The sequence below is a fragment of the Nitrobacter sp. CN101 genome (assembly GCF_055390255.1).
Map to the genome: position 1 here is coordinate 2,999,387 of NZ_AP038833.1, position 24,553 is coordinate 3,023,939.

General features: G+C 59.7%; 28 protein-coding genes and 2 tRNA genes. 7 read left to right on the top strand and 23 right to left on the bottom strand.

The window, feature by feature from the left end; translation table 11 throughout:
- The first annotated feature begins 356 nt into the window (after nucleotides 1–356).
- The gene (locus tag ACZ5IL_RS15130) at nucleotides 357–3,452 is read left to right on the top strand and encodes an Rne/Rng family ribonuclease (protein WP_464592704.1); all 3,096 of its coding nucleotides are present in this window, start codon (nucleotides 357–359) and stop codon (nucleotides 3,450–3,452) included.
- A gap of 81 nt (nucleotides 3,453–3,533) precedes the next feature.
- Here the strand turns inward: ACZ5IL_RS15130 and thiL are convergent, their stop codons facing one another.
- The 8 genes from thiL to ACZ5IL_RS15170 all read right to left on the bottom strand — a co-directional run bounded on the left by thiL (nucleotide 3,534) and on the right by ACZ5IL_RS15170 (nucleotide 9,842).
- Entirely contained in the window at nucleotides 3,534–4,502 is a 969-nt protein-coding gene (thiL, locus tag ACZ5IL_RS15135; RefSeq protein WP_464592706.1) for a thiamine-phosphate kinase, read from the bottom strand.
- 45 nt (nucleotides 4,503–4,547) lie between these two features.
- Nucleotides 4,548–5,030, bottom strand: a complete 483-nt coding sequence (gene nusB, locus ACZ5IL_RS15140) for a transcription antitermination factor NusB (RefSeq protein WP_464592708.1) — start codon at nucleotides 5,028–5,030, stop codon at nucleotides 4,548–4,550.
- Between the two features lie 7 nt (nucleotides 5,031–5,037).
- Entirely contained in the window at nucleotides 5,038–5,523 is a 486-nt protein-coding gene (ribH, locus tag ACZ5IL_RS15145; RefSeq protein ID WP_464592710.1) for a 6,7-dimethyl-8-ribityllumazine synthase, read from the bottom strand.
- Between the two features lie 69 nt (nucleotides 5,524–5,592).
- A complete protein-coding gene (locus tag ACZ5IL_RS15150; RefSeq protein ID WP_464592712.1) occupies nucleotides 5,593–6,222 on the bottom strand; it encodes a riboflavin synthase in 630 nt (209 codons plus the stop codon).
- 159 nt (nucleotides 6,223–6,381) lie between these two features.
- Nucleotides 6,382–7,533 (bottom strand): bifunctional diaminohydroxyphosphoribosylaminopyrimidine deaminase/5-amino-6-(5-phosphoribosylamino)uracil reductase RibD, encoded by a 1,152-nt coding sequence (gene ribD / locus ACZ5IL_RS15155; protein WP_464592714.1) that lies wholly within the window; start codon nucleotides 7,531–7,533, stop codon nucleotides 6,382–6,384.
- Entirely contained in the window at nucleotides 7,530–8,012 is a 483-nt protein-coding gene (gene nrdR / locus ACZ5IL_RS15160; protein ID WP_464592716.1) for a transcriptional regulator NrdR, read from the bottom strand. Before nrdR ends, ribD begins: the two co-directional genes overlap by 4 nt.
- A gap of 154 nt (nucleotides 8,013–8,166) precedes the next feature.
- The gene (gene glyA / locus ACZ5IL_RS15165; protein ID WP_464592718.1) at nucleotides 8,167–9,474 is read right to left on the bottom strand and encodes a serine hydroxymethyltransferase; all 1,308 of its coding nucleotides are present in this window, start codon (nucleotides 9,472–9,474) and stop codon (nucleotides 8,167–8,169) included.
- Nucleotides 9,475–9,650: 176 nt separating this feature from the next.
- A complete protein-coding gene (locus ACZ5IL_RS15170; RefSeq protein ID WP_464592720.1) occupies nucleotides 9,651–9,842 on the bottom strand; it encodes a DUF3606 domain-containing protein in 192 nt (63 codons plus the stop codon).
- A gap of 257 nt (nucleotides 9,843–10,099) precedes the next feature.
- Between ACZ5IL_RS15170 and ACZ5IL_RS15175 the strand changes: the two genes are divergently transcribed.
- The gene (locus ACZ5IL_RS15175; RefSeq protein ID WP_464592722.1) at nucleotides 10,100–11,095 is read left to right on the top strand and encodes a DUF4062 domain-containing protein; all 996 of its coding nucleotides are present in this window, start codon (nucleotides 10,100–10,102) and stop codon (nucleotides 11,093–11,095) included.
- A gap of 359 nt (nucleotides 11,096–11,454) precedes the next feature.
- Here ACZ5IL_RS15175 and ACZ5IL_RS15180 read toward each other — a convergent pair whose 3' ends face one another.
- The 3 genes from ACZ5IL_RS15180 to ACZ5IL_RS15190 form a co-directional block, all read right to left on the bottom strand.
- Nucleotides 11,455–12,477 (bottom strand): IS110 family RNA-guided transposase, encoded by a 1,023-nt coding sequence (locus tag ACZ5IL_RS15180; protein WP_464592724.1) that lies wholly within the window; start codon nucleotides 12,475–12,477, stop codon nucleotides 11,455–11,457.
- A gap of 757 nt (nucleotides 12,478–13,234) precedes the next feature.
- Nucleotides 13,235–13,537 (bottom strand): HigA family addiction module antitoxin, encoded by a 303-nt coding sequence (locus ACZ5IL_RS15185; protein WP_464592726.1) that lies wholly within the window; start codon nucleotides 13,535–13,537, stop codon nucleotides 13,235–13,237.
- Nucleotides 13,538–13,578: 41 nt separating this feature from the next.
- Complete coding sequence (locus ACZ5IL_RS15190; RefSeq protein ID WP_464592728.1) at nucleotides 13,579–13,860, bottom strand: type II toxin-antitoxin system RelE/ParE family toxin; 282 nt, start codon at nucleotides 13,858–13,860, stop codon at nucleotides 13,579–13,581.
- 177 nt (nucleotides 13,861–14,037) lie between these two features.
- On the opposite strand from ACZ5IL_RS15190, the gene ACZ5IL_RS15195 reads away from it, so the two are divergent.
- Nucleotides 14,038–14,343, top strand: a complete 306-nt coding sequence (locus tag ACZ5IL_RS15195) for a hypothetical protein (RefSeq protein WP_464592730.1) — start codon at nucleotides 14,038–14,040, stop codon at nucleotides 14,341–14,343.
- Between the two features lie 201 nt (nucleotides 14,344–14,544).
- Entirely contained in the window at nucleotides 14,545–15,033 is a 489-nt protein-coding gene (locus tag ACZ5IL_RS15200) for a hypothetical protein (RefSeq protein WP_464592732.1), read from the top strand.
- A 200-nt stretch (nucleotides 15,034–15,233) separates the two neighbouring features.
- Here the strand turns inward: ACZ5IL_RS15200 and ACZ5IL_RS15205 are convergent, their stop codons facing one another.
- Both ACZ5IL_RS15205 and ACZ5IL_RS15210 read right to left on the bottom strand, forming a co-directional pair.
- Nucleotides 15,234–15,917 (bottom strand): outer membrane protein, encoded by a 684-nt coding sequence (locus tag ACZ5IL_RS15205; RefSeq protein WP_464592734.1) that lies wholly within the window; start codon nucleotides 15,915–15,917, stop codon nucleotides 15,234–15,236.
- Nucleotides 15,918–16,261: 344 nt separating this feature from the next.
- Nucleotides 16,262–16,334, bottom strand: a tRNA-OTHER gene (locus ACZ5IL_RS15210).
- A gap of 114 nt (nucleotides 16,335–16,448) precedes the next feature.
- On the opposite strand from ACZ5IL_RS15210, the gene ACZ5IL_RS15215 reads away from it, so the two are divergent.
- Nucleotides 16,449–16,524: transfer RNA gene (locus tag ACZ5IL_RS15215), tRNA-Ala, on the top strand.
- Between the two features lie 15 nt (nucleotides 16,525–16,539).
- Here the strand turns inward: ACZ5IL_RS15215 and ACZ5IL_RS15220 are convergent.
- Nucleotides 16,540–17,193 (bottom strand): hypothetical protein, encoded by a 654-nt coding sequence (locus ACZ5IL_RS15220; RefSeq protein WP_464592736.1) that lies wholly within the window; start codon nucleotides 17,191–17,193, stop codon nucleotides 16,540–16,542.
- Between the two features lie 195 nt (nucleotides 17,194–17,388).
- Nucleotides 17,389–18,459: a terminase large subunit domain-containing protein gene (locus ACZ5IL_RS15225; RefSeq protein WP_464592738.1), complete on the bottom strand. Its 1,071-nt coding sequence runs from the start codon at nucleotides 18,457–18,459 to the stop codon at nucleotides 17,389–17,391.
- 42 nt (nucleotides 18,460–18,501) lie between these two features.
- On the opposite strand from ACZ5IL_RS15225, the gene ACZ5IL_RS15230 reads away from it, so the two are divergent.
- On the top strand, nucleotides 18,502–18,954 hold the full coding sequence (locus ACZ5IL_RS15230; RefSeq protein WP_464592740.1) for a site-specific integrase: 453 nt from the start codon (nucleotides 18,502–18,504) through the stop codon (nucleotides 18,952–18,954).
- 403 nt (nucleotides 18,955–19,357) lie between these two features.
- Nucleotides 19,358–19,702, top strand: a complete 345-nt coding sequence (locus tag ACZ5IL_RS15235) for a hypothetical protein (protein WP_464592742.1) — start codon at nucleotides 19,358–19,360, stop codon at nucleotides 19,700–19,702.
- Here ACZ5IL_RS15235 and ACZ5IL_RS15240 read toward each other — a convergent pair.
- The 8 genes from ACZ5IL_RS15240 to ACZ5IL_RS15275 all read right to left on the bottom strand — a co-directional run bounded on the left by ACZ5IL_RS15240 (nucleotide 19,699) and on the right by ACZ5IL_RS15275 (nucleotide 24,515).
- Entirely contained in the window at nucleotides 19,699–20,460 is a 762-nt protein-coding gene (locus ACZ5IL_RS15240) for a hypothetical protein (RefSeq protein ID WP_464592744.1), read from the bottom strand. The genes ACZ5IL_RS15235 and ACZ5IL_RS15240 overlap by 4 nt on opposite strands.
- Before the next feature lie 13 nt (nucleotides 20,461–20,473).
- Nucleotides 20,474–21,727, bottom strand: coding sequence for a hypothetical protein (locus ACZ5IL_RS15245; RefSeq protein ID WP_464592746.1), 1,254 nt, complete (start codon nucleotides 21,725–21,727; stop codon nucleotides 20,474–20,476).
- 2 nt (nucleotides 21,728–21,729) lie between these two features.
- On the bottom strand, nucleotides 21,730–22,032 hold the full coding sequence (locus ACZ5IL_RS15250) for a hypothetical protein (RefSeq protein WP_464592748.1): 303 nt from the start codon (nucleotides 22,030–22,032) through the stop codon (nucleotides 21,730–21,732).
- Nucleotides 22,033–22,245: 213 nt separating this feature from the next.
- On the bottom strand, nucleotides 22,246–22,809 hold the full coding sequence (locus ACZ5IL_RS15255) for a hypothetical protein (RefSeq protein ID WP_464592750.1): 564 nt from the start codon (nucleotides 22,807–22,809) through the stop codon (nucleotides 22,246–22,248).
- Nucleotides 22,806–23,045 carry a hypothetical protein gene (locus tag ACZ5IL_RS15260; protein WP_464592752.1) on the bottom strand — a complete coding sequence of 80 codons (240 nt, stop codon included), beginning with the start codon at nucleotides 23,043–23,045 and terminating at the stop codon, nucleotides 22,806–22,808. The genes ACZ5IL_RS15255 and ACZ5IL_RS15260 overlap by 4 nt, the downstream gene beginning before the upstream one ends.
- A complete protein-coding gene (locus tag ACZ5IL_RS15265; protein ID WP_464592754.1) occupies nucleotides 23,042–23,341 on the bottom strand; it encodes a hypothetical protein in 300 nt (99 codons plus the stop codon). Before ACZ5IL_RS15265 ends, ACZ5IL_RS15260 begins: the two co-directional genes overlap by 4 nt.
- A complete protein-coding gene (locus ACZ5IL_RS15270) occupies nucleotides 23,338–23,766 on the bottom strand; it encodes a hypothetical protein (RefSeq protein WP_464592756.1) in 429 nt (142 codons plus the stop codon). Before ACZ5IL_RS15270 ends, ACZ5IL_RS15265 begins: the two co-directional genes overlap by 4 nt.
- Nucleotides 23,766–24,515: a M15 family metallopeptidase gene (locus ACZ5IL_RS15275; RefSeq protein ID WP_464592758.1), complete on the bottom strand. Its 750-nt coding sequence runs from the start codon at nucleotides 24,513–24,515 to the stop codon at nucleotides 23,766–23,768. The genes ACZ5IL_RS15270 and ACZ5IL_RS15275 overlap by 1 nt, the downstream gene beginning before the upstream one ends.
- Nucleotides 24,516–24,553: the final 38 nt, after the last annotated feature.

Here is a 24,553-nt window from a genome sequence, read left to right on the forward strand (position 1 = left end):
TCGTAACCGATTGTCCCGGCCTGTGGCCACGCGGTACGACAACCGACAAGGTGCTTTGGCGCCGCGTCGGTCCGGCAGCGAGATAGATACGCGGCGGTGTTTTTGCCGCCAACCTGTTCAGACGGGCTGACGCCTGATGCGCCATACTGAAAAGCTGATCATTTTTTCCGCAAAGACCGCACCGAGGCGAAGTGAAAACTTCGCGCATGGCGTCTCGTCGGGATCAGGGTCGGCACGGCGTTCCAGATCGCGTCGCAGCCTTCCCCTCACCCCCGAATCAGGTGGACCGTTGCGTTACCCGGCCGCGCGAGATGCGCGCGCCGTGCCATGCGCCCTCCGCCCCCAAGAGCTTCAAAATGTCCAACAAACCCAACAAAATGTTGATCGACGCCACCCACCCGGAAGAAACCCGGGTGGTGGTGGTCCGCGGTAACCGCGTCGAGGAATTTGATTTCGAATCAGCTCAACGCAAACAACTGCGTGGCAACATCTATTTGGCCAAGGTCACCCGGGTTGAGCCTTCGCTGCAAGCCGCGTTTATTGAATACGGAGGAAATCGGCACGGTTTCCTGGCGTTCAGCGAAATCCATCCTGACTATTATCAAATTCCGGTCGCCGACCGGCAGGCGTTGATCGAAGCCGACGAGCGCGCTCATCGCGAGGCAGAGGAAGACCCCGAAGATCGCCCCAACCGCCGCCGTTCGCGGCATCGCAATGCCCGTCGGCGCGATCACGGCGAACGCGTGCAAAGCGCTATCGTCGAGGATGGGGAGGCTGCGGGGATAGACGCGACACAGTCTGACTCGCCGTCTGATGAAACAGCAGTGGGCGATCAACTCGGGCAACATCATGATCATCCCGACGCGGATGACGGAGCCGACGACGCCATACAGCGCGATCGCGCACGCGGGCCTGCGGACGACGTTGGATCAAGCTCTTTAGACAGCGCCGACAACTTACAGGAGTCGCATGACTTCGCCGGCAAGTCAGACTCCGACGATGTGGGCCGCGAGCGTCGCGATGAAGTTCAGGAGCACTCCGGGGGCGATCTGTTCGCGGCTTCGCCGGATGAAGACCCGGTCCCGATAGCACCGGGTCACGCGACCGGCGTCGAGCCGCTTGCTGACGATGGAGCCCAAACCGATCACACCGGGCTGGCCGTCTCCACTGATGAAGCGCACAATGAAGTTCACGATCGTGAGAGCGGTGACTATGCCGGCGGCCATCCTCATGAGGTCGGATTCCATGGGGACGAAGCTCGCGTCGAAGATCGCACGGAAGATGATGATAGTGACGATGACGAAGAAGAGGAGCAGGTTGAATCCGTCGGCGGCGATGATGCTCTCGAGGAGGTGCCGGAGCGGGGTTACCGGCCGCGCCGTCAGTACAAAATCCAGGAAGTCATCAAGCGTCGCCAGGTCATGCTGGTCCAGGTGGTCAAGGAGGAGCGTGGTAACAAGGGCGCCGCACTGACGACCTATCTATCGCTGGCCGGTCGGTATGCGGTGCTGATGCCCAATACGGCCCGCGGCGGCGGCATCAGTCGCAAGATCACCTCGGCGCAAGACCGTTCGCGGCTGAAGGAGGTGGTACAGGATCTCGATGTCCCCGAGGGAATGGGAGTCATCCTGCGCACCGCTGGCGCTTCGCGTACCAAGCCGGAGATCAAGCGCGATTTCGAGTATCTGATCCGCATGTGGGAAACTGTAAGAGATATGACCTTGCGGTCCCAGGCTCCGACACTTGTTTACGAGGAAGGCTCGCTTATCAAGCGCTCCCTCCGCGATCTCTACAGCAAGGAAATCGACGAAATCCAGGTGGCCGGTGAAGCCGGCTATCATGAAGCGCGCGATTTCATGAAGATGCTGATGCCATCCAACGTCCGGGCAGTGAAGCAGTATCGCGACTGCCAGCCCTTGTTTTCGCGGATGGGCGTCGAGAGCCAACTGGACGCGATGTTTCTGCCGACGGTGCAGCTTCGCTCCGGTGGATACATCGTCATCAACCAAACCGAAGCGCTTGTATCGATCGATGTCAACTCAGGTCGCTCGACCCGCGAACATCACATCAAGGATACCGCGCTTAAGACCAATCTGGAAGCTGCCGAGGAAGTCGCCCGACAGTTGCGACTGCGTGATCTTGCCGGCCTGATCGTCATCGATTTCATCGACATGGACGAGAAGCGAAGCAACCGCGCGGTGGAGCGTAAGCTGAGCGAGTGTCTGCGCCACGATCGCGCGCGCATCCAGGTTGGTCGCATTTCGCACTTCGGTCTTCTAGAAATGTCGCGCCAGCGAATCCGCGCCAGTATGCTGGAAAGTTCGACAGAGCCTTGCTCGCACTGCGGCGGCACCGGCCATGTCCGCTCGGTTCCGTCGGTGGCGTTGCAGTTGTTGCGCAGCCTTGAGGAAGTTTTGATAAAAGGAGCGACGCACAACCTTGTCGTGCGGACGCGCATTAACGTTGCGTTGTATGTGCTCAATCAGAAGCGAGGACATCTGCGCGCCCTCGAACACAGCTTCAAAGTTGGTCTCTCCCTGGTCGCCGACCCCTCGCTCGCGGGTCAACAATCCTTCGTCATTGATCGCGGCGAGCAGGTGCATACTCTGGAGGCAGCAAAAGCGCTGCTGGCCACGCAAATCGCCATAGACCCGCCGCAGGCCGAAGAGGTCCATCAAGACGAGCAGCCGGTCGATGTGGAAACGGAGATCGAGGCCGACGCCGCCGAGACTCGCGCCGATGAACCGGCGGGCGGTGAAACCGAGGGTGACGGCCGCAAGCGCAGGCGACGCCGGCCCCGGCGTGAACGCTCTGGCGAAACGAGCGACAATCAGCCTCCGCAAACGGTTGACGGTCCGGACAGCGTCCAGATTGCCGCCGATTTCGCCGCGGCACGCTTTATGACCGAGGACGACGTCGAAAATGATGGAGAGGATTCTTCGGCGCAGGGCAGCGAGGTGCGAGCCGATCAGTCTCCGGACGGAGATGAACGGCGACCGCGTCGTCGTGGGCGTCGCGGTGGTCGTCGGCGCCGGGGTAGCAACGGTGCGAGTCCTGTCGACTCGAACTCCGACGAGTTGAACCCTCCGTCAGCATCTGAAGCCGTCGAGGCCGTTGCGGACTTCGATTCTGTGTCGATAGCGCCAGAAACGCAGACCAGCCCGGCCGAAGCTGAAACTCAGCCGCAACAGCACACCGCAGAACCGACAATCCGCACGGCTGAGGCCAGGAGTGATACCGTTTCGGAATCCGAGAAGGCCGTTTGCCGTCGCTCGACCGTACGGGAAAAGGTGAGCTTCGCCTCGCAAGAAGCATCGCCCGCCGTTCCCGTCATTCAAAGCCATCCGGAAGCAGCGACACCGGAATCGCAACAGTCCCCTCCGGAAGTATCGGACGAAACCCAACCGCGACGTGCGGGGTGGTGGTCTCGTCGGTTCGGCAGCGGAACCTAAACGAGCCTTTCTTTTTCAACGGCAAAACGCCCGGCCTGGCCGGGCGTTTTGGTATGCAGTGGGGCTGGCTGTCGCCACTATTCAGAAGTGGCTGTAGGAAAGCCGTGGAAGCGCGACATCCGCGCCTTTTGTATCGAGCCATTTCGGAGCTGCGTTGCCCGCGATGATTTCTCCGATCGGAGTTACGGCGACGCCAACGTTTCGTGCCGCCCGCGCGAAGTCGCCCCAGCGATCCTTCGCGATCGTACACAAAACCTCGTAATCGTCGCCGCCGCTCACAGCGGAGACGAAACTCGTCTGCCCCTGCTCTATCAGTCCGCGTGCAGATTCAGAGAGCGGAACGGCTGCTGCATCGATGATTGCCGAAACTCCGGACGCGATGCAAAGTTTTGCGAGGTCACCAGCTAGACCATCGGAAACATCCATCGCCGCCCGCGCATAGTGGCGGACAGCCTCTGCGAGAGGGATGCGGGGTTGCGGGACCCGATACCGGTCGATCAACGACTCACGAATCGCGGCGTCGTCGACCGTCACGTTGCCTGAGAGAACGGCGAGCCCGAGTGCAGCGTCGCCGATCGTGCCGGAGACGACGATACGGTCACCGGGCTGCGCGCGGCTACGCAAGATCATTCCACCAACCGGCGCGCGACCGAACGCAGTAATGGACATCGTCAGCGGCCCCGGAGTGGCGACGGTATCGCCGCCGAGCAACGGACAATCAAAGGTGATAGCGTCTTCGGCAAGCCCGCTCGCGAAGGCCGAGAGCCATCTCTCATCCGGCTCACGCAACGCCAGGGTCAGAACGAATCCGGCGGGCGTCGCACCTTTGGCGGTGAGATCTGACAGGTTGACACGCAACGCTTTCTTGGCGACCGTTTTAGGCGGATCGCTGCTCCGAAAATGTACACCTTCGACAATAGCATCGGTGGTGACCACGAGATCGTCGTTGCTGCCTCGCAAGATAGCCGCATCGTCAGTGAGCCCCAACGCACCCGGATCGGTCGCGATCGGCTTGAAGTAGCGCGCGATGAGATCGTCCTCAACCGACATATTTCGACCCGTCAGGGTTCATGCGCAGCCGTAGCGGAATAGGCGTCAGCGAATAAATTCGGCGGTGCGGAAATGGCGTGCGATCTGGTCAAGCACCGCATTGACCATACCAGCTTCATCATTTTCGACGAAAGCGTGTGCGACATCGACATATTCGGATACTACGACCCGCGCCGGAATATCCATGCGATGCTCCAGTTCGTATGAACCGGCGCGGAGCACCGCGCGCAGGATCGCCGCGATCCGCTTCAGCGGCCAACTCTTCGACAGCGCATCGTCGATCAATGGGTCAATCCTGACTTGATCGCGAACCACGCCTGCCACCACGTCTCGAAAAAAGGCAGCCTCCGCGGGAAGATATCTGTCGCCTTCGACTTCGTTGCCGAGCCAGTGGCTATCGAACTCCGCAAAGACATCGTTAATGCCCGCTCCGCCGACCTCCATCTGATACAGCGCCTGCACCGCGGCGAGCCGTGCCGCGCCGCGCCTGTTTGCCTTCCTGTCGATACCTGCCTTGATGTCCGCCATCGCTCCGTTACGCCTTCGCCAATCGGCGTTTAATCCGCAGCATTGTCAACGCCGCCCGCGCCGCATGACCGCCCTTGTTCAATTCGCCTGCACGCGCCCACGCTTGCGCGTCGGTGTTGACCGTGATGATGCCATTGCCGAGAGGTACCCGCCGTTGCATCGACAGATCCATCAGCGCGCGGGAAGATTCCATCGAGACAATCTCGAAATGGATGGTATCGCCCCGCACGACGCACCCGAGTGCGACCACAGCATCGTAAGGCTCGCTGCTCCGCTCGGCCGCATCAAGCGCGAAGACAATGGCCGCAGGAATCTCCAGGGCACCGGGAACTGTGACGACGTCATAACGGACGCCGGCAGATCGCAGCTCGGCGACTGCTCCTTCTAGCAGAGCATCCTGGATATCGTCGTAGAACCGCGCCTCCACGATCAAAACCCGAGCGCCAGAGACGCTTGTTTGATCCTTTAGCGGTGCGTGCCTTGCCTCTGCCATACCTGCTCCGGTTCGCCGTGCCGGGCTTGCCCGGTATCCCTTTTGTTAAAGAGGCCAATAGCCCGCGTATCATACTTCGGTCGAGGAAGCGCACTTCATCTCGCTTAGGCGCGCGGCGTAACGCGCCATCAGGTCGACCTCGATATTGACCTCGCTGTCCGGGCGCCAGTTGCCCAGCGTGGTAAGGTCGAGCGTGCGCGGAATAGTGAGCACCGAGAACGCCTCGTTCCGAACGCTGTTTACCGTCAGCGATACGCCGTCCAATGTCACTGAGCCCTTGGCGGCGATGAAACGTGCTAAATTCGGGGTAGCACAGAATTCAAAACGCGCCATGCCGTGTTGGTCGTCGCGCGTCAGTATGGTCGCGGTTCCGTCGACATGACCTGCGACAATGTGGCCGCCAAGCTCGTCGCCGATCTTCAACGCGCGTTCGAGATTGAGCCGCGTTCCCGCCGCCCAGTGCTTTGCGGTCGTCACGTCGAGCGTCTCCGTCCCGACATCGACGTCGAACCAGGTCCGGCCCCCCGCGACACCGGAGAGAACGACTGTCAGACACGTGCCGTTGCAAGCGATCGAGGCGCCATCTGCGATGGTGGTTTGATCATAGTGGCAGAGGATGCGGACTCGGTGCAGCCGGTTCTGCGCCGTGTGCGTCACACTTTCGATCTCGCCGACGTCGGTCACTATGCCGGTAAACATCAGAACCTTCCGAATCCAGGACTTCCGAGCGTCATGGCAGGACCTCTCGGTTCAAAGAATGGCGTCACTTCGCTCGTCATGCCCCACCATCACATGCGGCGACTGAAAGATGTAGATGCCAGACGCCAGGACGGCGCGACGCTTCGAACGTAACTCCATTTAGACACGCTCGTAAATCGCGAGAGTGTCCTGATCCAACGTCTCGCTCGCACGCATTTTGAACTGCGGTGACCCGGTAATGGTGGTCAGCGGCAAGGCCCCGAGTGCGGCCACACCGTCGTCGCCGATCGGATCGGGACCGCGCAGCAACCACGCTTCGTCAACCAACGCCGCCGCGACAAACGATGCCGCAACACGCGCTCCGCCCTCGACCATCAGCCGGTTGACCCCTCTTTCCGAGAGGGCGCGGAGAATCGCTACGAGATCGAGCCCGGGCGTTCCAGCCGCGACCGGAACACGCATCACGTGCGCGCCGGCCGCGCCGAGTTTCATCGCCCTTGACGTTTCGGCAAAATCCGAGGTCATGATCCAAAGCGGAGTTTCGCGCGCGGACTGAACAAGGCGGCTGCTTTCCGGGATGCGCAGCGCGTGATCCAGGACCACACGCGGCGGCGAGCGTGTTTCCATGCCGGGAAGCCGGCAGGTCAGGAGAGGATCGTCAGCCAGAACGGTGCCGATGCCAACCAAAATCGCGCTGCATTGGGCGCGCAACAGATGCGTCCGCGCCCTCGCGGCCTCGCCCGTGACCGCGACCGGTACGCCTCCGGCGGCAGCGATCCTTCCGTCGCTGGACACTGCGAGTTTAAGAATGACGTGGGGACGTTTGTCCCGGACCCGCCGGAAATGCCCGGCATGATGGTGAGCCGCCTCGGCCGCACAAAGCCCGACATCCACCGATATACCAGCAGCCCGTAACCGCGCATGGCCCTGCCCGGCGACTTCGGGCGTGGGATCCTCGATCGCGGACACAACGCGCGTAATGCCGGCTGCGATCACCGCGTCGGCGCATGGCGGCGTTTTTCCAACGTGAGAACACGGCTCCAGCGTGACGTACAAGGTCGCACCTCGTGCCGCGTCCCCCGCCCGCCGCAGCGCCTCGGCCTCCGCGTGCGGGCGGCCTCCAGGCTGGGTCCAGCCGCGACCGACAATCACCCCGTCCTTCACGATAACGGCGCCCACGGCCGGGTTAGGTGCGCTCGCGCCCAAGCTGCGACGGCCCAGCGCAAGCGCTAGTTGCATGAAATGCAAGTCGGCGACCTTCTCCGTCCGGAGGTTAGCGCCGTTCTGCTCTTCCAGAATGCGGAAGATCATTTGCGCAGCGGTACGCGCCGCGCATCGTCCTCGCTGGAAAGTTCGCCCAGTACCGCCTCGAAATCCTTGGCCTCGCGGAAATTGCGGTAGACCGAGGCAAAGCGCACATAGGCCACATCATCGAGGCTTCGCAGGCGTTCCATTACGATCTCGCCGATGGTTTCGGACGAAATTTCTGCCTCACCGCCACTCTCAAGTTCGCGGACGATGGCCGAGACCATGGTTTCGATCCGCTCGGGTTCAACCGGCCGCTTGCGCAAGCTGATTTGCAGCGAACGCACCAGCTTGTCGCGGTCGAACGGCACCCGCCGGCCGTTGCGCTTAATAACCGTGAGTTCGCGCAGTTGCACCCGCTCAAATGTCGTGAAGCGGAAATTGCAGGCCATACAGACCCGCCTGCGCCGGATAACGGCCGAATCCTCGGTCGGCCGGGAATCCTTGACCTGCGTATCCAAACTGTTGCAGCTCGGGCAGCGCATCTCTCAACTCACCTTACCATCGTCGAAAACGACCGTTCGAAGCCGGATTTCTGAGCGCTCTTGCGTCTTATTAATTTATCATTTTCAAGGAGATGAGTGCGTGAGTTAATTCAGAATATGACTCTTCGAAACGTCACCAAATTCATACGCGAGTTCATCTGTCCTGATAGATCGGAAAGCGATCCGTCAGCGCCTTGACCTTCTCCTTTACGGCCGCCTCGACCAGCGGTGCCTTACCGTCCTCCGACTGTGCAATGGCCTTGAGCACTTCCGCGATCAGGCCGCCGACCTGTTTGAACTCGGTTACCCCGAAGCCGCGCGTGGTGGTGGCCGGCGTACCGAGGCGCAGGCCCGACGTCACGAATGGCTTTTCAGGATCGAAAGGAATGCCGTTCTTGTTGCAGGTCAGCCCAGCGCGAACGAGCGCCTTTTCCGAAATGTTTCCCTTCAATCCCTTGGGCCTGAGGTCCACCAGCATCAGGTGGTTGTCCGTGCCTCCTGAAACAATGTCGAAGCCGTGGCCACGCAGGCTTTCGGCAAGGGCCTTAGCATTTTCGACGACGTTCTTCGCGTAGATCTTGAAGTCCGGACGCAACGCCTCGCCGAACGCCACGGCCTTGGCGGCGATGACATGCATCAGCGGGCCGCCCTGTAGGCCTGGGAAGATTGCCGAATTGAACTTCTTGGCAAGCGCTTCATCATTGCACAGGATCAGGCCGCCGCGTGGACCGCGCAGCGACTTGTGGGTGGTGGTCGTTGTCACATGCGCGTGCGGCACCGGCGAGGCGTGCACGCCACCGGCGACGAGGCCGGCGAAGTGCGCCATATCCACCATCAAATACGCGCCGACGCTGTCAGCGATCTCGCGAAAGCGCTTGAAATCCCATGGCCGCGAATAGGCCGAACCGCCGGCGATGATCAGCTTCGGCTTGACCTCCTCAGCGCGATGAGCCACCTCGTCCATATCGATCAGGTGATCGTCGCGCCGCACGGTGTAGTGCGCGGCCTTGAACCACTTGCCGGACATGTTGACCGGCGCGCCGTGTGTCAGGTGGCCTCCGGCAGCGAGGTCGAGCCCCATGAAAGTATCGCCAGGCTGCAGGAGTGCCAGAAAGACCGCTTGGTTCATCTGGCTGCCTGAGTTCGGCTGGACGTTGGCAAACCGGGCGCCGAACAGCTTTTTGGCGCGTTCGATCGCCAGCGTTTCGGCGACATCGACCCACTCACATCCGCCGTAATAACGCGCGCCCGGATAGCCTTCCGCGTACTTGTTGGTCATCACCGAGCCCTGCGCCTCCAGAACCGCGCGGCTGACGATGTTTTCCGACGCGATTAGTTCGATCTCGTGACGCTGACGCCCCAATTCGCCGTTGATCGCGGCGGCAATTTCCGGGTCGGCCTCGGCAAGGGTGGACGCAAAGAAAGGATCGGGGGCGGAGGCGGTTTTGGCGGAAGAGTCCATGCAGAATACCCTCGGCAGCGCAGCCGTAATGCACGGGTGCGAACAGCAATAGCACGTGATCGAAGCGGCTTCCGCCAGATAGCACATCGAATCAGGGCGGCCAAGGTGTTGCGCCTCAGCTCCGAGGTTCAGGCAATATATGGTGGATACATCGGCGAAATTCCGGCGGAGAGCCTCTATTTTTCGAGGCGGTGCCGCACCGCGGCCAGCGAGGTTCCCACCTCCGAAATGGCTTCCAGCAGCCTCTCGCGGGGTACATTCAGCCGGATCGCCCAAAGATCGGTTTGAGCGCTGTCATTCGGGTCCACCGTGCCCGCCGGTTTCTGGTAGGTGGATATCACGGTGGCGACTGAGACAAGCCGGATCATCCTGCAATTCTAGCACTCGAGCGTCATCCCGCCACTCTGCCGAGCAGCAACGGTTAAAATCCGGTGTTTTATTCGATTAAAAGCAGCGGCCAACCGTGAGCACGAATGCTCTGGTCTGGTAAACAAAGATTAAGACTCACATCGGGTTGGCCGCGACGTGCCCGAAACGCCTTCCACTTGTCCAGCCACATGACAGATGATTGACGAATCCAGGTGCCGGCAGCGAGGGTCAAATCCGGTGATGAGGAAAAGTTTAAGTGGATCGGGTTTTTCAGATTTTCATTACTTCGACGGACGCCGATTTGAAGGACGAACGTCAGGCCGTCAGCAACACGCTGGCAAAAGCAGGATACATGCCCGCCGGCATGGAATCGTTTCCAGTAACTGATCAACAGCAACTGGACTACATCAAGCGGATCATTGATCGCAGCGATTATTATATCATGATCGTCGGCCGCCGTTACGGCTCGCTGTCCGGCGATGAACTGACTTTCACGGAAAATACATTTGAATATGCGCAATCAAAAGGCATTCCGATACTTGCGTTCCTTCCGGAAAACCCGGGCGGCATTGCGTGCGGCACTGAATCAGAAGCGCCGCTAAAAGAAAGACTGGATGCTTTCAAAGCTCGTTTGAAGACCGGTCGTATCGTCGAATCCTGGAGCAACGAAAACGACCTTTGCATGAAAGTTATGATGGCCGTCGCAACGGCTGTGAATTTGAAACCTGGTGTTGGCTGGATACGTGGTGATCAGGCCATCAATCCAAAGCTTCTCCAGGAGCTGGAAAAGCTGCGAATCGAGAATACGGATCTGCGTCAAAAGCTTGCCGGTCTCGATAGTGACAAGTCATCACCTCGTCCGACTCCAGATGGGCTGACCGACCCAGTTGCGGTGGAATTGCTTATCTATCGAACGGAAGAAGGGACACCGGACAAGGTCTCGCACCCGATTTTATTGGGCGACCTTTTTGCCGGGCTCTATGGCCATCTCCTCAAAAGCCCATCAGAAGCATACGTTCGGGAGCTTATTGGATTCTGGTACCGGCAGAAACTTCACATTTCTGATCATTGCGAACTTAGCGACAGGAGCACGATCGTCATCCGGGATAAACTGGAAGCTTTGGGTTTGATCAAGTCCCGGTCGATTATCGCGGGTTTTTCCAATCACATCGCTTGGTCTCTGACTGAAAAAGGAAGACGGTTTCCCGAGTCGGGGCACATACCAATCGGCCACTCAGGCTCCGAAACTTAAAAGAACCTCACATGCCGTTGACCCGGGATGCCCTTCGGCGGGAGTACGCCATCGCGGATCAAAAACGGAAGACTCGCCGCAGGCGCGCATTGGGACACCGCGGCGGTTATTCGATCCATCTTATCATCTATGGACGGCTCTCCCATTGCAAGTCGATTTTGAACTGATCTGCATGGCCCGTTGCAAACATCTATCCGGCGTCACCCGAAGTGATCCAGGGCGCCCAAATGGGGAATCCGCTCGCGCCCGCCTTTACAGCTGGTAGGCCACGAAGGCCTCGATAAAAGTCAGGCTCTTGGCGCGCCGGTCCGACCTGTGCATCTCATTTCTCCGTCGTCTCGCAATCTCCAGGCGGGTCCTCAGAAAGCGGCGCGGTACGGTTCGCCGGTTTGAAGCACAGCCCAGATAATTCGTGCATTCTTGTTGGCGACTGCCACCGTGGCACGGTTGAAGCCGCGCCGCTCCCGAAGCTGATTGACCCATTGGTTATTGAGGTCTGTCTTGGATGGCGCCGTCCGGACCACAGCTCTGGCGCCGTGAACGAGCAAGCTGCGCAGATGCTGGCTCCCGCGCTTGGAAATGCCCATTAACGTGGTGCGATCGCCACTGGAGAATTGCCGCGGCACGAGACCGATCCAGGCGGCAAGATGACGGCCGTTCTTGAATTCCGAGCCGTCCCCGATGGCAGCGACAATTGCCGTGGCGGTCTTAGGTCCAACACCTTTGATCGTCGCGATGCGCTGGCAACGCTCGCTGCCGCGGAAAACCGCATCGATCTTCTTGTCGAAGATCGCGATGCGGCGGTCGAGATCTCGGAACAGGTCATGCAGTTCAGCGATTGCCTCCCGCGCCAGCGGCGTCAGTTCGTTCTCCAGATCTGACAGGATCTCCGGAACCAACCGCCGGGCGCGGGTAATGCTCTTGGCAATGGCGAAGCCTCGATCGAGCAAGGGACCTCGGATTTGGCTGACCACGGCGGTGCGATGATTGACCATGCGCTGGCGAGAGCGATGCAGGGCCTGGATGTCCTGCTGCTCGACCGTCTTCTTTGGGACGAGCGGAATGTGCGGTTGGCGTGCGGCGGTGCAGATGGCTTCGGCATCGTTGCCGTCGTTCTTCTGCCGGCGCACAAAGGGCTTCACATATTGCGGGCTGATGATCTTGACCTGGTGGCCTAGCGCCTCGAACTTGCGCGCCCAGCAGAACGCGCCGGTGCAGGTGCAGGCTTCGACCACGATCGTGCAGCGCTCGACTTGCGCGACAATGTCGAGAAGCTGATCGCGCATCACCCGCCGCTTCAGCACGACGCAGCCATGATGATTGACCCCGTGAAGTTGAAACACGTTCTTGGCGATATCGATACCGAGCGTCTCGACGGTCATTGCAGCTCTCCTTCCCGTTGCAGGCTCTCAGCCTGAATGGTGGAGGGAGAGCCGTCCATCCCATTAGGTGGTACCGATCCGTTTGCGTGAAGCTGGGCGAGTTTGGGTCCAAAGTTGGGTCTAAACCCCTGATGGACTTGGACCAATCGCTTTCGGCCTCAGCCTTCGTAGGTTCGAATCCTCCCTCCGCCGCCAGGAAAAGATCGCCCGCTATCTTGATGCCATTCGGATCACTTTGGCTGATCGCTTTTTGCGGGTCATGCTTTTTGAGGATGTATTCCGCAAGTTTTCTATCAGCTCCTCGGCGATCGCGTTCGCTGCAGCTTGTGCCGAGGGTGCGCTGTCCGTCTCGGATGACCCAGGTTGGCTCTCGGTCTTTTGCTCTTTGGAGGGCAAGACGGGGGCCTTTGCTCGGACGCGGCATCGATCTCTCATTTCCTCGATCGCGGCCAAGGTGATGTAGTACCTGCCAGCGATTTTTTCGTGGTCGATCTTCTGGGCAACGGCGAGCCTACGCAGCGAGCTCGCCGTCATCAATCCGTCAGGGAAGCCGAGTTCCGCCGCGACCTCAAGCCTCAGCGGCGGCGTCGGAGTTATGGTTTCGGGAGGCGGCAACTTCATCGCTGTGAGCCCCAGAAGATCAATGCTTTGGAACGAAAATCACAGACCAACTCATGAGCGAATGCAAGGAAAACCCGCCGGCGTGATCCGCAGCGCCGCGATATAGCCTCGATGAGACTGCCACGCGATATCGCCATTAGGCCGCGCGCTTGGAAACCGGCTCTATCTTGGCGAGATCGTCGGCGATCAGTCTCTCAGCAACGCGCACATCGTACGCATTCTGCAGGTTGAGCCAGAATTCGGCGGTTGTGCCGAATGCCTTTGAGAGGCGCAGCGCCGTATCGGCGGTTATGCTGGTCTCTTCACTGGCGATCCGCTCAATCCGCGTACGTGGAACGCTGCAGGCTTTCGCTAGCGCGCCAGCCGACATGTCGAGCGGCGAAAGGAATTCTTCCCGGAGCACTTCGCCGGGGTGCATCGGTGCAAGTTTCTTGGCCATATTAGGCCCCTCCGGGTCTGAGGCGGCAATCCAGCCGCCCGTCAGTGGTAATCGACAAATTCGACGTCTTTTGCGCCGCCGTCAGTCCAGATAAAGCAAATCCGGTACTGATCATTGACGCGGATGGAATGTTGCCCCTTCCGATCGTCCTTGAGCGCTTCGAGGCGATTCCCGGGAGGAGCCTTCAAGTCCTCGAGAACCACCGCCGCGGCGATCATTTGCAGCTTGCGGCGCGCAACCTTGAGCAAATTGGCCGGAAAGCCTTTCCGGGCTTCACCCTCGAAAGCGGCTTCGGTCTCGGCGTTCTTGAAGCTCTTGATCATTGGCATAAATGTATCACGGCGAGATACATTTCACAATAATGTTTGTATCACGGCGAGATACAATTTGAAGCACGACAACCATGCCAAAACCAACCCGCCGGCGGACCGGCGGGCCTCTCATAGCGGCCAAGTCTATATCCGTACCTCCTCCCGATCGACACGGGGCGCCATGGCCGCGTGCTGGCGATCCGACAGATTGACCAAGCGGCGATCGAAGCCGTAACTCCGCACCGAATCGACACCCCTCTCGCGGCGGTGGGCGCCGTAACGGTCGAACGACTTGTATCGCTGCCGATGGGCTTCGGTGACCGAGCTGCCACCGGCTTCACGATCCATGCCGTCGCTATTCCCTATGGTACCGTCAACGGTCCAGCCCAAGCTGGGCTCACCGTCCACGTCGGGCTCGCAGCCGTCGTGCTCGGCACCTTCGTCCTCGCACACGTCCTCCCGATCATCGGCGCCATCATCGCCTTCGCTATTTGAAAAGATACGAGAGGCTAAGACAACCATCGCCGTGGTCGTTACCGTTCTCGGTAAGAATTTCCACGAAGGCCTGTTCAATTCTCGCGGGATCAAAGAGGCGATTTCTCAACTCATCTCGAGTTGCAAGCTTAGCGATGCGAAGAAATAGCCGAAGCCGCCGGATGCAGGGCGCTGAAGCGTTGATAGGGAGGAAGCCCAGCGATGAAATGGGCATTGGTCATGATGGCGATGGGGACGACGCCAATTCAAACAAATCTGGTCTATGATGACTTACAGGCCTGCTATGCCGCTGAAGAAAAGATCGCTGCTGAGTATGCCGATGTTTTCAATCAGTGGCTCAAGACGAACGGCGACACCAGCCTCGTTCCTCCATACGTAAAACAGCGTGTTATGCGCGGAATATGCACTCCTCATCAAAGTATCGTTTCCGCACAGAGTATGGAAACCCCGCCAGCGCTGCGTTTGGAACCGAGGCAGCCGGACGCAATGGGCCAAAGCGATGGAGGCGACGTCGGCGACCCCGCCATGCAGAAGCAGGTGATCAATCTGGTCGCAGCTCTGAAGAACATCAAGACGCTGGCGCAGGCCGCAAGGGACAGCGAAGATGTAGACGCGCTGCGGAAGAACTTCGAGATGACACTAACGCTCGTGGATAAGGCGCTGCCGCGGACGCGCAAGAGGATGAGATGAGTGACGGCCAACCAGCGGAGCCGAGATCTCTTCACGATCTGCCCGTTGATATCGCGATTAGGCTTCGCTGGGTGCTGCGCGACATTCGAGCTGGTCGCTTATAGGTCCCGCTTTCGTGCATCCAGATCCAAACAAAGCAAAAAGGGCCGGCATCAGATGCCGACCCTTCTCTATTTCAGAACCGAGAGGTTCAGGAGTGATCAGTATCCCGGGGCAAGCGGTGCGACCGGGGCGCCCCAGTTGAAGCGATAATTCAGGCCGACCTTGATGGTGTGCTGGTCGTTGCGGAAGTTGCCGGCGACCAAAGCCGGAGCCGGACCGACGAAGTTCACAGTACCGAAATCGTAGTACTGGTACTCGACCTTGCCCGACCAGTTCTGGGTGAACAGGTATTCGAGACCGCCGCCGACGGTATAGCCGTCACGGCCGCCGTTGCCGCCGAAACCGTTAGTGTAGCGCGAGTCAGCCCAGCCATAGCCGCCCTTGACGTACAGCAGCGCCGGACCAAAGCTGTAGCCGAGCCGGCCGGTGACCGAACCGAGGCCCCGGTTGGCGAAGAAGCTGCCGGTGTCGAGGAAGCTGTAGTTGGCTTCGATGCCGAATACCCAGTTCGGCGAGAACTGCGTATCGTAGCCGACCTGCACACCACCCATGAACCGGCCGTCGTTGTTGTTGTTGATGACAAAGCCCGGCGCAAAGACGTTGTTGTTGCCGCCGAAAGCACCGCCGATGTGACCACCGATGTAGAAGCCGGTCCAGTTGTAGATCGGAGCAGGGGGGGCGTAGGCCGGTGCCTTGGTGTAGGGGCGAGCCGCGAGATCGGCGGCAGAGGCAGCCGACGCGCTGATCAGCACGGCTGCGGTCGCTAGAAGAAACTTTTTCATGAGGAAACCTCTAATTGGAAACGATCGATCGCGTCCATTCTAAAGGTAAGAACTCGGGTGCGGCTGTAGCGGGTCTGCCACATTCGGGTGAATTGTTGACGCCGCGCGCAGTTGCAAAAAAAGCCCCGCTATTCGTCGGCGGGGCTAAGAAGATGATTCTATTCCTGGACCGGACAGTGCCGGCTCAAACAAATAGACACAGCTCACTCCGATTTCCAAGCAAATTTGACGGCAGTGACCGAGGCGCTCACTGATCCCGCGCGCCAACTTCCGCTTTGCCACCATGGCTCTTCTTGCGTTCCGGCAGACAAGCCCGCTCCGGCGGGGTTTTCTATTGATGGGCATGGAGCGGATTCGATGGATCGAACATCGGTCTACGGCTTGGAAGCCGCCGCTCTACCACTGAGCTAAATCAGCGTATCTAACCAGTTAGCACATGAGCGGCCTGGCCCAGGCCCAGGCCGGATGCCGAAATTAACGTTACATTGAACGGCCGCTGGACCCACCGGGAATACCTCGGAATATGTGTGCGGCCCGGTGGCGGAATGGCTACGCGGGGGCGTCGCAAGCGCTTCATATCCTGGTTCGAGTCCAGGCTGGGCCTCCAGTTCGGCGGGGTTTTCTATTCAGGGCTGCCAATCGCCAGGTTTGCTGCTTCCGTTAGGACAAGCTTATCGTCATCCACGGTGACCAAACCGAGCTCTGCAAGCGACTTCAAATCATCGCTCGAGGGCGCGAGCAGCTTTATAAGGCTAACGGAATCCAGCACGGACCCCTTCGCATGATGGGATCCGCGCTTGCCGGCCTTGAGCGCTCCGCGGGCTGCCCGGATCTCGGGCGCGCGGATGCGCTCGCCGGCGATAATGCGGCGCTCCAGCGCGTCCCGCGCGGCAACTGGGAATGACGGTGACGACATGTCGCAAAGCGCCTTCCAGCTCAATCGCCGATAGACTTCAGGCTTGGTACCAAAAGCCCTGACCACTGCCATGAGGTGCCCGGCGCGCTGAGTATCGATGTCAAGCAGCCGGCGGCGTGCTCGACCGAACTCGCGGTGTGATTTGATCTTGGCTCTGAGCTCGAGTAGCTGCAGGCCCAGCGCGATATTTCTTTCGATTTCTGGGATCCGCGTGATCGCCCGCGATGGCTTCGGCTCGGCCTTGACCCTCACCGGTTTCGGCGGTTTCGGTAACACGGACGGTCCGAGAATCTTTTCCAGCTCGACGCAAATCAGCGTTGCGATTCCGACCCTCAGCAGCTCCACTTTCGCAGCTTTCACTTTGCGCCTGAGTTCAATCAGCGCGATCTTGTCGAAGGCGGCCAGCCATTCAAGACCCAGATTCGCCCAGCGCGGATGGTGACGAATGACGTCCGAAACCGCCTCGATGGTGTCAGCGATGAGCGCGCCTTGTTGCCCTCAGACTCGGTAATCGTTCGCAGGGTCAACGTCGTGTGCGGAAGGCCTGTTGGCGGATCATGCGGTCGACGATGTTGACAGCGTGGGTTTCCATGGGCCCGCGTCGGCGCGCTTGGTTGTTAGGAACGAGCCTGATGTCGAGATCTCCAGCTTTGCCAGCTCGTGAGAGTAATACCGATCGCCGATCACGCGCTTGATGCCATAGCTCTTCAGCAGGCTTGAAAACTCTTCGACGACCGCTTCTGGAGAGAACGGAGGCCGAGCCTCGCGTACCGCATCGAGAACTGCCTTCTCGCCCTCTCTATGAACTATGGCCAGCGTCATCGAGTCCGCCGAGCCACCACTCGGATCACAGAAGGCCGCATAGCTGACGTTTTTCATCGGCGGGAGTTCAAAACGGCCTTGCACGACGCAACGCTCGACACTTTCGCGGCTAATCCACGATTCAACATCGGACCTGAACAGGGCCCCGTACTCGGCCATGGCATTTGTCGGATCGTTCGCATAGGCCTCGTCGATGAACGACTGCGGAACGGTCGGGTTCATCGTTCTGGTGTCGGCCTGCCAAACCAGCGTCGAACTATCGTCCTTCCCGAAATGCTTGCGGAAGTCGTTCCACAATGCACCGCGCCGGGCGTAGGATGAACTCGCCTTAATCAGCATCGCCTTAGGGATGGTGGCCATCGCCGGCTTTAGCGCGTTGATGATCTCGACGTCAGGGTTCGAAGAGGTTTCATCCGACCAAAACGCCAGCTCATCTGCCAATGCGGCGACTACGGTTCGTCCCCTGATGGTTCGATAGGAGGCAGTTTGAATTTCAATTGTGATCGAGTTCGAGATTTCTATCGTGTCCAGGGTCTCTCGTTCGATCATCGAGGAGAGCAGCGGAATCCCGATCATCCCACGAAGATACTTGAAGATGACGGTTGCCTGCCGGCGATCCGCGGCAATGATCATGATCACACCGCGCTCGCCGTCGGTAAGGAACGGCTTCCAGTCGAAAAAACAGGCCAGAAAAGCAGCGATCAGCGCCATGATGAGGCTTTTGCCGCCCCGACGGCCGATCACCAGGTGGCATAAAGGTACCCCGCCAATGCCGGCCCGGTGCGGGCGGTGCACCACGTTCACGTCGTCTTCAGCGCCAGTCTCGCGACCGCTACCCGCAAGGGCTTGCTGGTGGCCAACCCAATGCTGCGGGTTGAACAGATTCCTTCGGTCAAGGCGATTCCGACCGAGGTAGTTTCCCAGCCGGACGACACGAACGCGGACGATGAACGTGGCGATATTGGCGAAGGTCTCACGGAGGTCGAGCTGGCCGCGCTGATCAGTGGCTTCAGGTCGTCAACTATCTTCCCCATCGTCGCCGTTGCGGCCGCGACTGGTGCCCGGCGCAACGAGATATTGGCCCTTCGATGGTCCGACCTCGACTCTGGTCGCAAGACTCTGCGCATTGAGAGAGCCTGGGAGCCGACGAAGAAGTTCGGCTTGCGTCTGAAACTGCCGAAAACGGCGCGCGGGCTACGCACAGTGGATTTAGACGACGCCACGGTGTCTTTTGCTGCTCAAGCTGAGGGAAACGCATCAGCGCCTTTCTGCCGGGCTTCCGGATGGGGCTGGCGTTGACCTATCGCTAATCCGGTTGCCCGCTGGTGCGCTGATATTCCCGAACCCGCCCGAGCCTGGCGAGGACTTTTCGTTCACAGCGCCGCGCATTCCCCGGTCGGTGTCACAGGCCTTCGTCCGCCGCGCGGAGAGCATCGGTCTCGGTCGCATCCGATTTCACGACCTGCGGGGTATCCATTCCACGGCGCTGCTCGATGCCGGGATCCCTGTGCACACCGTGGCGCAGAGAATCGGCGACGACCCGGCCACCCTGCTCCGAAATTACACAAAGCGGAAAAGGTCCAAGACGGCGGACGCAAAGCTATCTGATGCAATTGCGGGATTGGCGACCGGGTTTTTGGGGTCTTGAACCCTTCTTGGGTCCAGGTTCCCAATTCGTTCGACAAGGCCAACGGCTAAGCACTTGAATTCACTGGCAGGAGTGGCAGGGCCGCAGAAAGCCTTTAATATCAATCGGTGCGACAAGAAAAATGCGCCGATTCACCCCTCCAAAAGCCCAGCAAACCCGAAGCATTGTCGCACTTTTCGGAAGGCTTTGGCGATCGTCTGGTGCGCCTTCACCTTCATCCAGTGCAGTGACCACTACGGGCTAGAAAGCGGGACGTGGAACGGCGAGAAGCCCCAGGCGACATACAAAGGCGAGGCCAGGCTAAACGGCAAGAAGCCCGGAAAGGTTTTCCGGGTTCCTTATGCAAGTGGCATCGTCGGGAACGACAAGGCGTTTATTAAGGCGAGGCGATCGCCTTAAAGCGGTCTTGGGATCAGATTGCCGGGCACGAGAGCGCCGTTAACGATGGTCGCCTCGCGGACGTTCTCCCAAAGCTCGATCTTGTTCTTATGCCCGCCCGCGTCCTCCATCCTCATTGCGCCGTACATAAACGGACCGACGAAAAAGACATTCTTGAAGCGGAGAATGTTGTCACCGCCCGTGTCGGGATGGATGCGACAGCCGTAGGGACCGCCACAAAAAACGACGTTTTCAAAGTCGATCGCGCCGGTCCAGTTGTCTGCGACAAAGAACCCGGCTGTCGAGTTCTTGTCGGAGGCGCACTTGAACGTCGTATTGCGAACCGTGATTGATCCGCGCTTGCCGGGAGCGTAGGTTTGCAGGCCGTCCGCATGGTCGCCGGCAATGCCCTTGGCCTCGATATAGCTGCTATCGATCACCACAGAGCCACCGCCGCCGACACGGATGCCTTCGCGCGACCGCGAGCGGCAGTTACGGATAGCGCCACCGCCATCCCCGATCCAGAAGGAAACCGAGTCGCTCGAATCAACGATGGTTTTGTTCGCGGTCGTTCCGCCGTTTTCTGTACCGGTCGGTCCCGACTTGGTGTTGCTGGCAAAGCGAGCGTCATCGAATGAAAGCGGGATACTGCCCGATACAACGGGCGGCTCGGGCTGCGTGACTGGCGGCTCAGGCGGCGACTCGGGCACCGCTACGGGCTGCAATAACCCGGCGTAGGAAACGCCACCGACGATCATAGTTACTGGTAGATCAGCCAATTTTAGTCCTCCGTTATGCTGGTTGTGAAATCAAAGCGCCAGGGATCAACACGCCATCAACGATGGTCGCCTCGCACACGTTATCCCATTGCAGGATAGTGTGTGTCCCGCCGCCAACGTCCGAAAAAGAGAATGGACCGCCCTCAGCCCCAAACGGTCCAACGAAGTAGACATTTTGGAGCGACAGGTTGATCTGGCAACCAGCGTCGCTGAACACGAGAAGCCCAAAAGGACCGCCATTAAATATGACGTTCTTCAGTGTGATCGAGCCGCCCCAATCGTCTCCCACCAAGAGTCCTGCTGTCGCAGCGGTTTGGTGCGCAACGATGTGAGTATATTGAATTAGAACGTCGCCATTTCGAGTGCCCGGAGCATAGGCTTGAAGACCATCGGCGTGGTCTTCTCCCGACCCGGTTGCTTCCAGATAGCAGTGATCGATCAGAAGCTGTGCGGCAGTGATGCGGACACATTCACGGCTATCGACCCGACAGTATTTAACGTCGTTGTTGCCCTCGCAAACGATGGTCGAGTCGCCGCTAGATTCAACAATGCTTGTTCGGGATAGATTGTCACCGTTGCCGAGGAAAATAGGTGCAGTAAGCTCGGTCATTCCCGTGAACATCGGATCATCGAAGTTCATGGGGATATTGGTGTTAGTGTCTTCGCCGCCGCCGCCGGTGCCGCCGGTTCGCGTTTCAATCGACGCAATGCAATAATTATATCCGCCGCCCCCTACACTGGTGAAATCCGCGACTACAGCATCATTCCAGTAGCCGTCGGTTGGGTCGGCCTTGAAGTAAGCACTCGCCCCGACGGCAGCAGCATTATATTTTTGTGAGTCTTGTCCTGAACTGCCAGTTCGAAAGATGATAACAATCTCGTCTCCAGCAACCAGCGAAGACAGCGCTCCGCTATCCGTCCAGTCACTTGTTTGAAGTGTAGTAGCTCCTGAGAAGCCGGAAGCCGCCGAAAATAATAGCTCTTGCGGTTTGGCTATAGTGTCAGCCTTGGCCGCATCTGCGGTTCTCTCCCCAGCGCTAAGGTGGCTAATAGTTAGCTGTCCATTGCCGGGCTGGACGGACACTCGAAACTGATCGAGCATGTCTTCCGTCAATGTGCACACGACTCGGAAGCACGCTTCCGAGTTTGCATCGTTTGTGTCCAGGGCGGGATCGGCTGCGAATATCGTAACGGGGTCGCCAGGAGGGACGGCTTCTTGCGCCGCCAGAATTCCCACAAAGCCGAGACCGAGACCGAGACCAAGCATCGTTAGATCCCGACAACCGAAAGGGTGTTGCCAGGCCGCACGACGAATTGCTTGGGGTATTTCGCCGTCAATGGCGTCCCGGCTACGGAAGCATCAGGATCGCTGCCGACGGCATAGAGGCAGTCGGCATCAGCCCAAATCTCGACAAACCGAGTGTCGGCCCCGAAAGCGGCCGATACGACCTCCCCCCCGGAGAAATCGATAGCTGCGCGGCGAACAACGTCGTCTCCCTCACGGGCGATCGGCACCATCATATCGGTGCGTAGTCCGACTTCCCGATATTCAGTGATGTGCAGATTCGCCATGTTGGTGGCTCCCGGAGGTTGAGGAATCATGCCTTTCAGCGCGCTCAACAGCGCAATCGGCAACTTCGCGAACGGAGATCGGCGGGCCACCGCTGCGCACAGCGCAGCCAGCCATGTCAGCCTCGGTCGGCCCGTCCGGGCCGCATCCGCCGAGCAGGCACAGAAGGCCAAAGCCGACCCATACGGAGAGAGCGAGGAGGCACCGATGGCGGTTCATGAATTCGCCCTCGGATCGACGATCGCCCAGCCGGCAATTGAGCGGGGGTGGATGCGCGTGCGATGCCGGCCCGAATTCGCGTCGTAGACAATCCAGATCGAGCCGCGCACATGCTGGCGTAGGATCACGACATGATGCCGGTCACGCCGTACAGCAGCCCGGCCAGGCGCAGGTTCAGCACGCGGAAATTTCAGCCAGTTGGCCGCGAGCCAAAGGGACCGAATGGAGCGCCCAAAACGCTCGACGGAAGCCCCACAGCCGCAAAATGCGCGCGCCGGACAGCCAGGCGGATGGCCGACCACCCTTCCCGCACCTTCGACCATGACGCGGTGAAGGCCGGGGGGGATGCGACGCTGGCGGTAGTTGCGCGATTGCGCAACTCCGCAACTTCCGAAGATCGGAATGGGGCAACCTGCAACAAAACCTTGCAGGTTCGAATCCATTTTCCCGATGTCAGGAATATGGTGCCGATGATGCCGCGGCCGCGCATCGGCATTAGACGTCAGCACGAGAGCCGCGAGCAACAGCATCAGAAGGTGAATGACAAAGCGGCGGATCATGACACTCCTCCGCGCAGCCATGATGCGATCTTGGCAATCGATTCCCCGACCATGACGAAACCGGCGAGGATGCCGATCAGCCCGACGATGACCCACTTGATGAAAGTGCCGACCGTCCGGATCGCAGAAACAAGTCGGATGCCGTCGCTCAAAGTGTCGATCTCGTCATCACGTAGATTGGACAGGAAATCCTTGGTCCGCTCGGGCAAGTCATCGAACCGCTTTGCCTCGCTCATTGTCTTGCCCCCGGCTCGATGACGTTGCCCGCCGCGCGCTCTTGAGCTCCGACGGCATTGAGCTTGTTGCGGCAATCAGCAGCGACGGCGCGCTGCGCGGCCTCATAGCCGCCGGCGGCCGATCCTGCCTTGTCTGCAACCTTGGAAGGATCTGGCGGGACTGCATCGCCCTTGCACGTGAAGGCGGAGGGCGAGAACTTCGGGCCCGAAACGGTAACGTTGACGGGCTCAGGCGCCGGCGCGTGAGCGCACCCGCCTAGCAACGCAACGATGGCGAGAAGCGAGAAGCGCATCATTTCGCCACTCCCAACCGCCTGCGCTCACGCGCCCATGCGTCCCGCAGCACCTTCGGCACCGGGCCGTCATCCGCCGCCGGCGCCGCACTAAGAATTGCGGCTTCACTTTGCTGCCGCTTCTCCGCAGCCGCGTTATCCTTATCGAGTTTTTCTTGAGCCTTTGCCGCTTCGTCCCGCTGGCGCGCGATCTCCTCGCGGTGCGCCTTCTCAGCGTCGAGTTCGCGAGCGACGAGGCACGCCTGCAATTCCCGCTCGGCGGTGATCGGCCGCTTGTCGCAGCCGTATTTCACCTCGAGGGCGCTAACCTCAGCCGAAAGCACGTCGAAATCGCCGGCTTTGTCGTAAAGGTGAGCCACGTAAAGCGATGCACCGATAACGATCGCCAAGACGACAGCGTACGCGATACCTTTTATGGAGAGGCCCATCAGTTCACTTGCCTCCCGACCCAAGCGCGAACCTTGTCTGGCCCCATGAACCAAACGATCAGGATCGCAATGAGCAACGAGAAGCCGCACAAAATGGCGACCACCTGCCAACTCGTCAGATAGCCCAAGAAACCAAGGCCGCCGCCGCTTGAAGAGAGCCCGAACAGCCAATTGCGCGCGCGCTTGGCAAACGATGGCTTGCCGGGCGCATCGATGGCTCCGCCGTCGCTGTCGCCATCGACCTGCGGCATGTCCATCAGCCCGACAGGCCCCGGATAACCGCTCGCGTCGCAAAATTCGAAGTGCATGGGATCGGTGCGGCCGCGGTAATCACCGCCCCAACGCGCGCCCTGGCGCTTGAAAGCATTGATAACTGGCTGCGGCATGGTGCCGTGGCCCTTGCCGAACCCGTTCTCCCCGGCGTTTAGGTCGATCGCCGCACCGTAGGCATGGTTTGACCACTTGGTGGCGCTGCCGCGAACCTTCCTGGGATTGTAGGTGCCTGCGTATTTCGAGATGCCGAGGGCATCGATTTTGCCCTGATCACGGCCGTAGTGGTCCCAAATCTCATTCAGCGCGGCAGTGAGCGCGCTCGCCGCCTTGCGATGAAAGCGAATACGGCTGATCGGCTCGCCGTCGTAATACATCTGGAAAGGCGGCACGACATTAACGAGCTGCCGCTCGACGTCTGAGCCGGGCACGCCATAGAACGCGATCAGATCGGATTGATTGTCTTTTGGCCACTTCATGGCAGGACGGGCTCCGTTCGGAGCCGCGCGTCCTACGC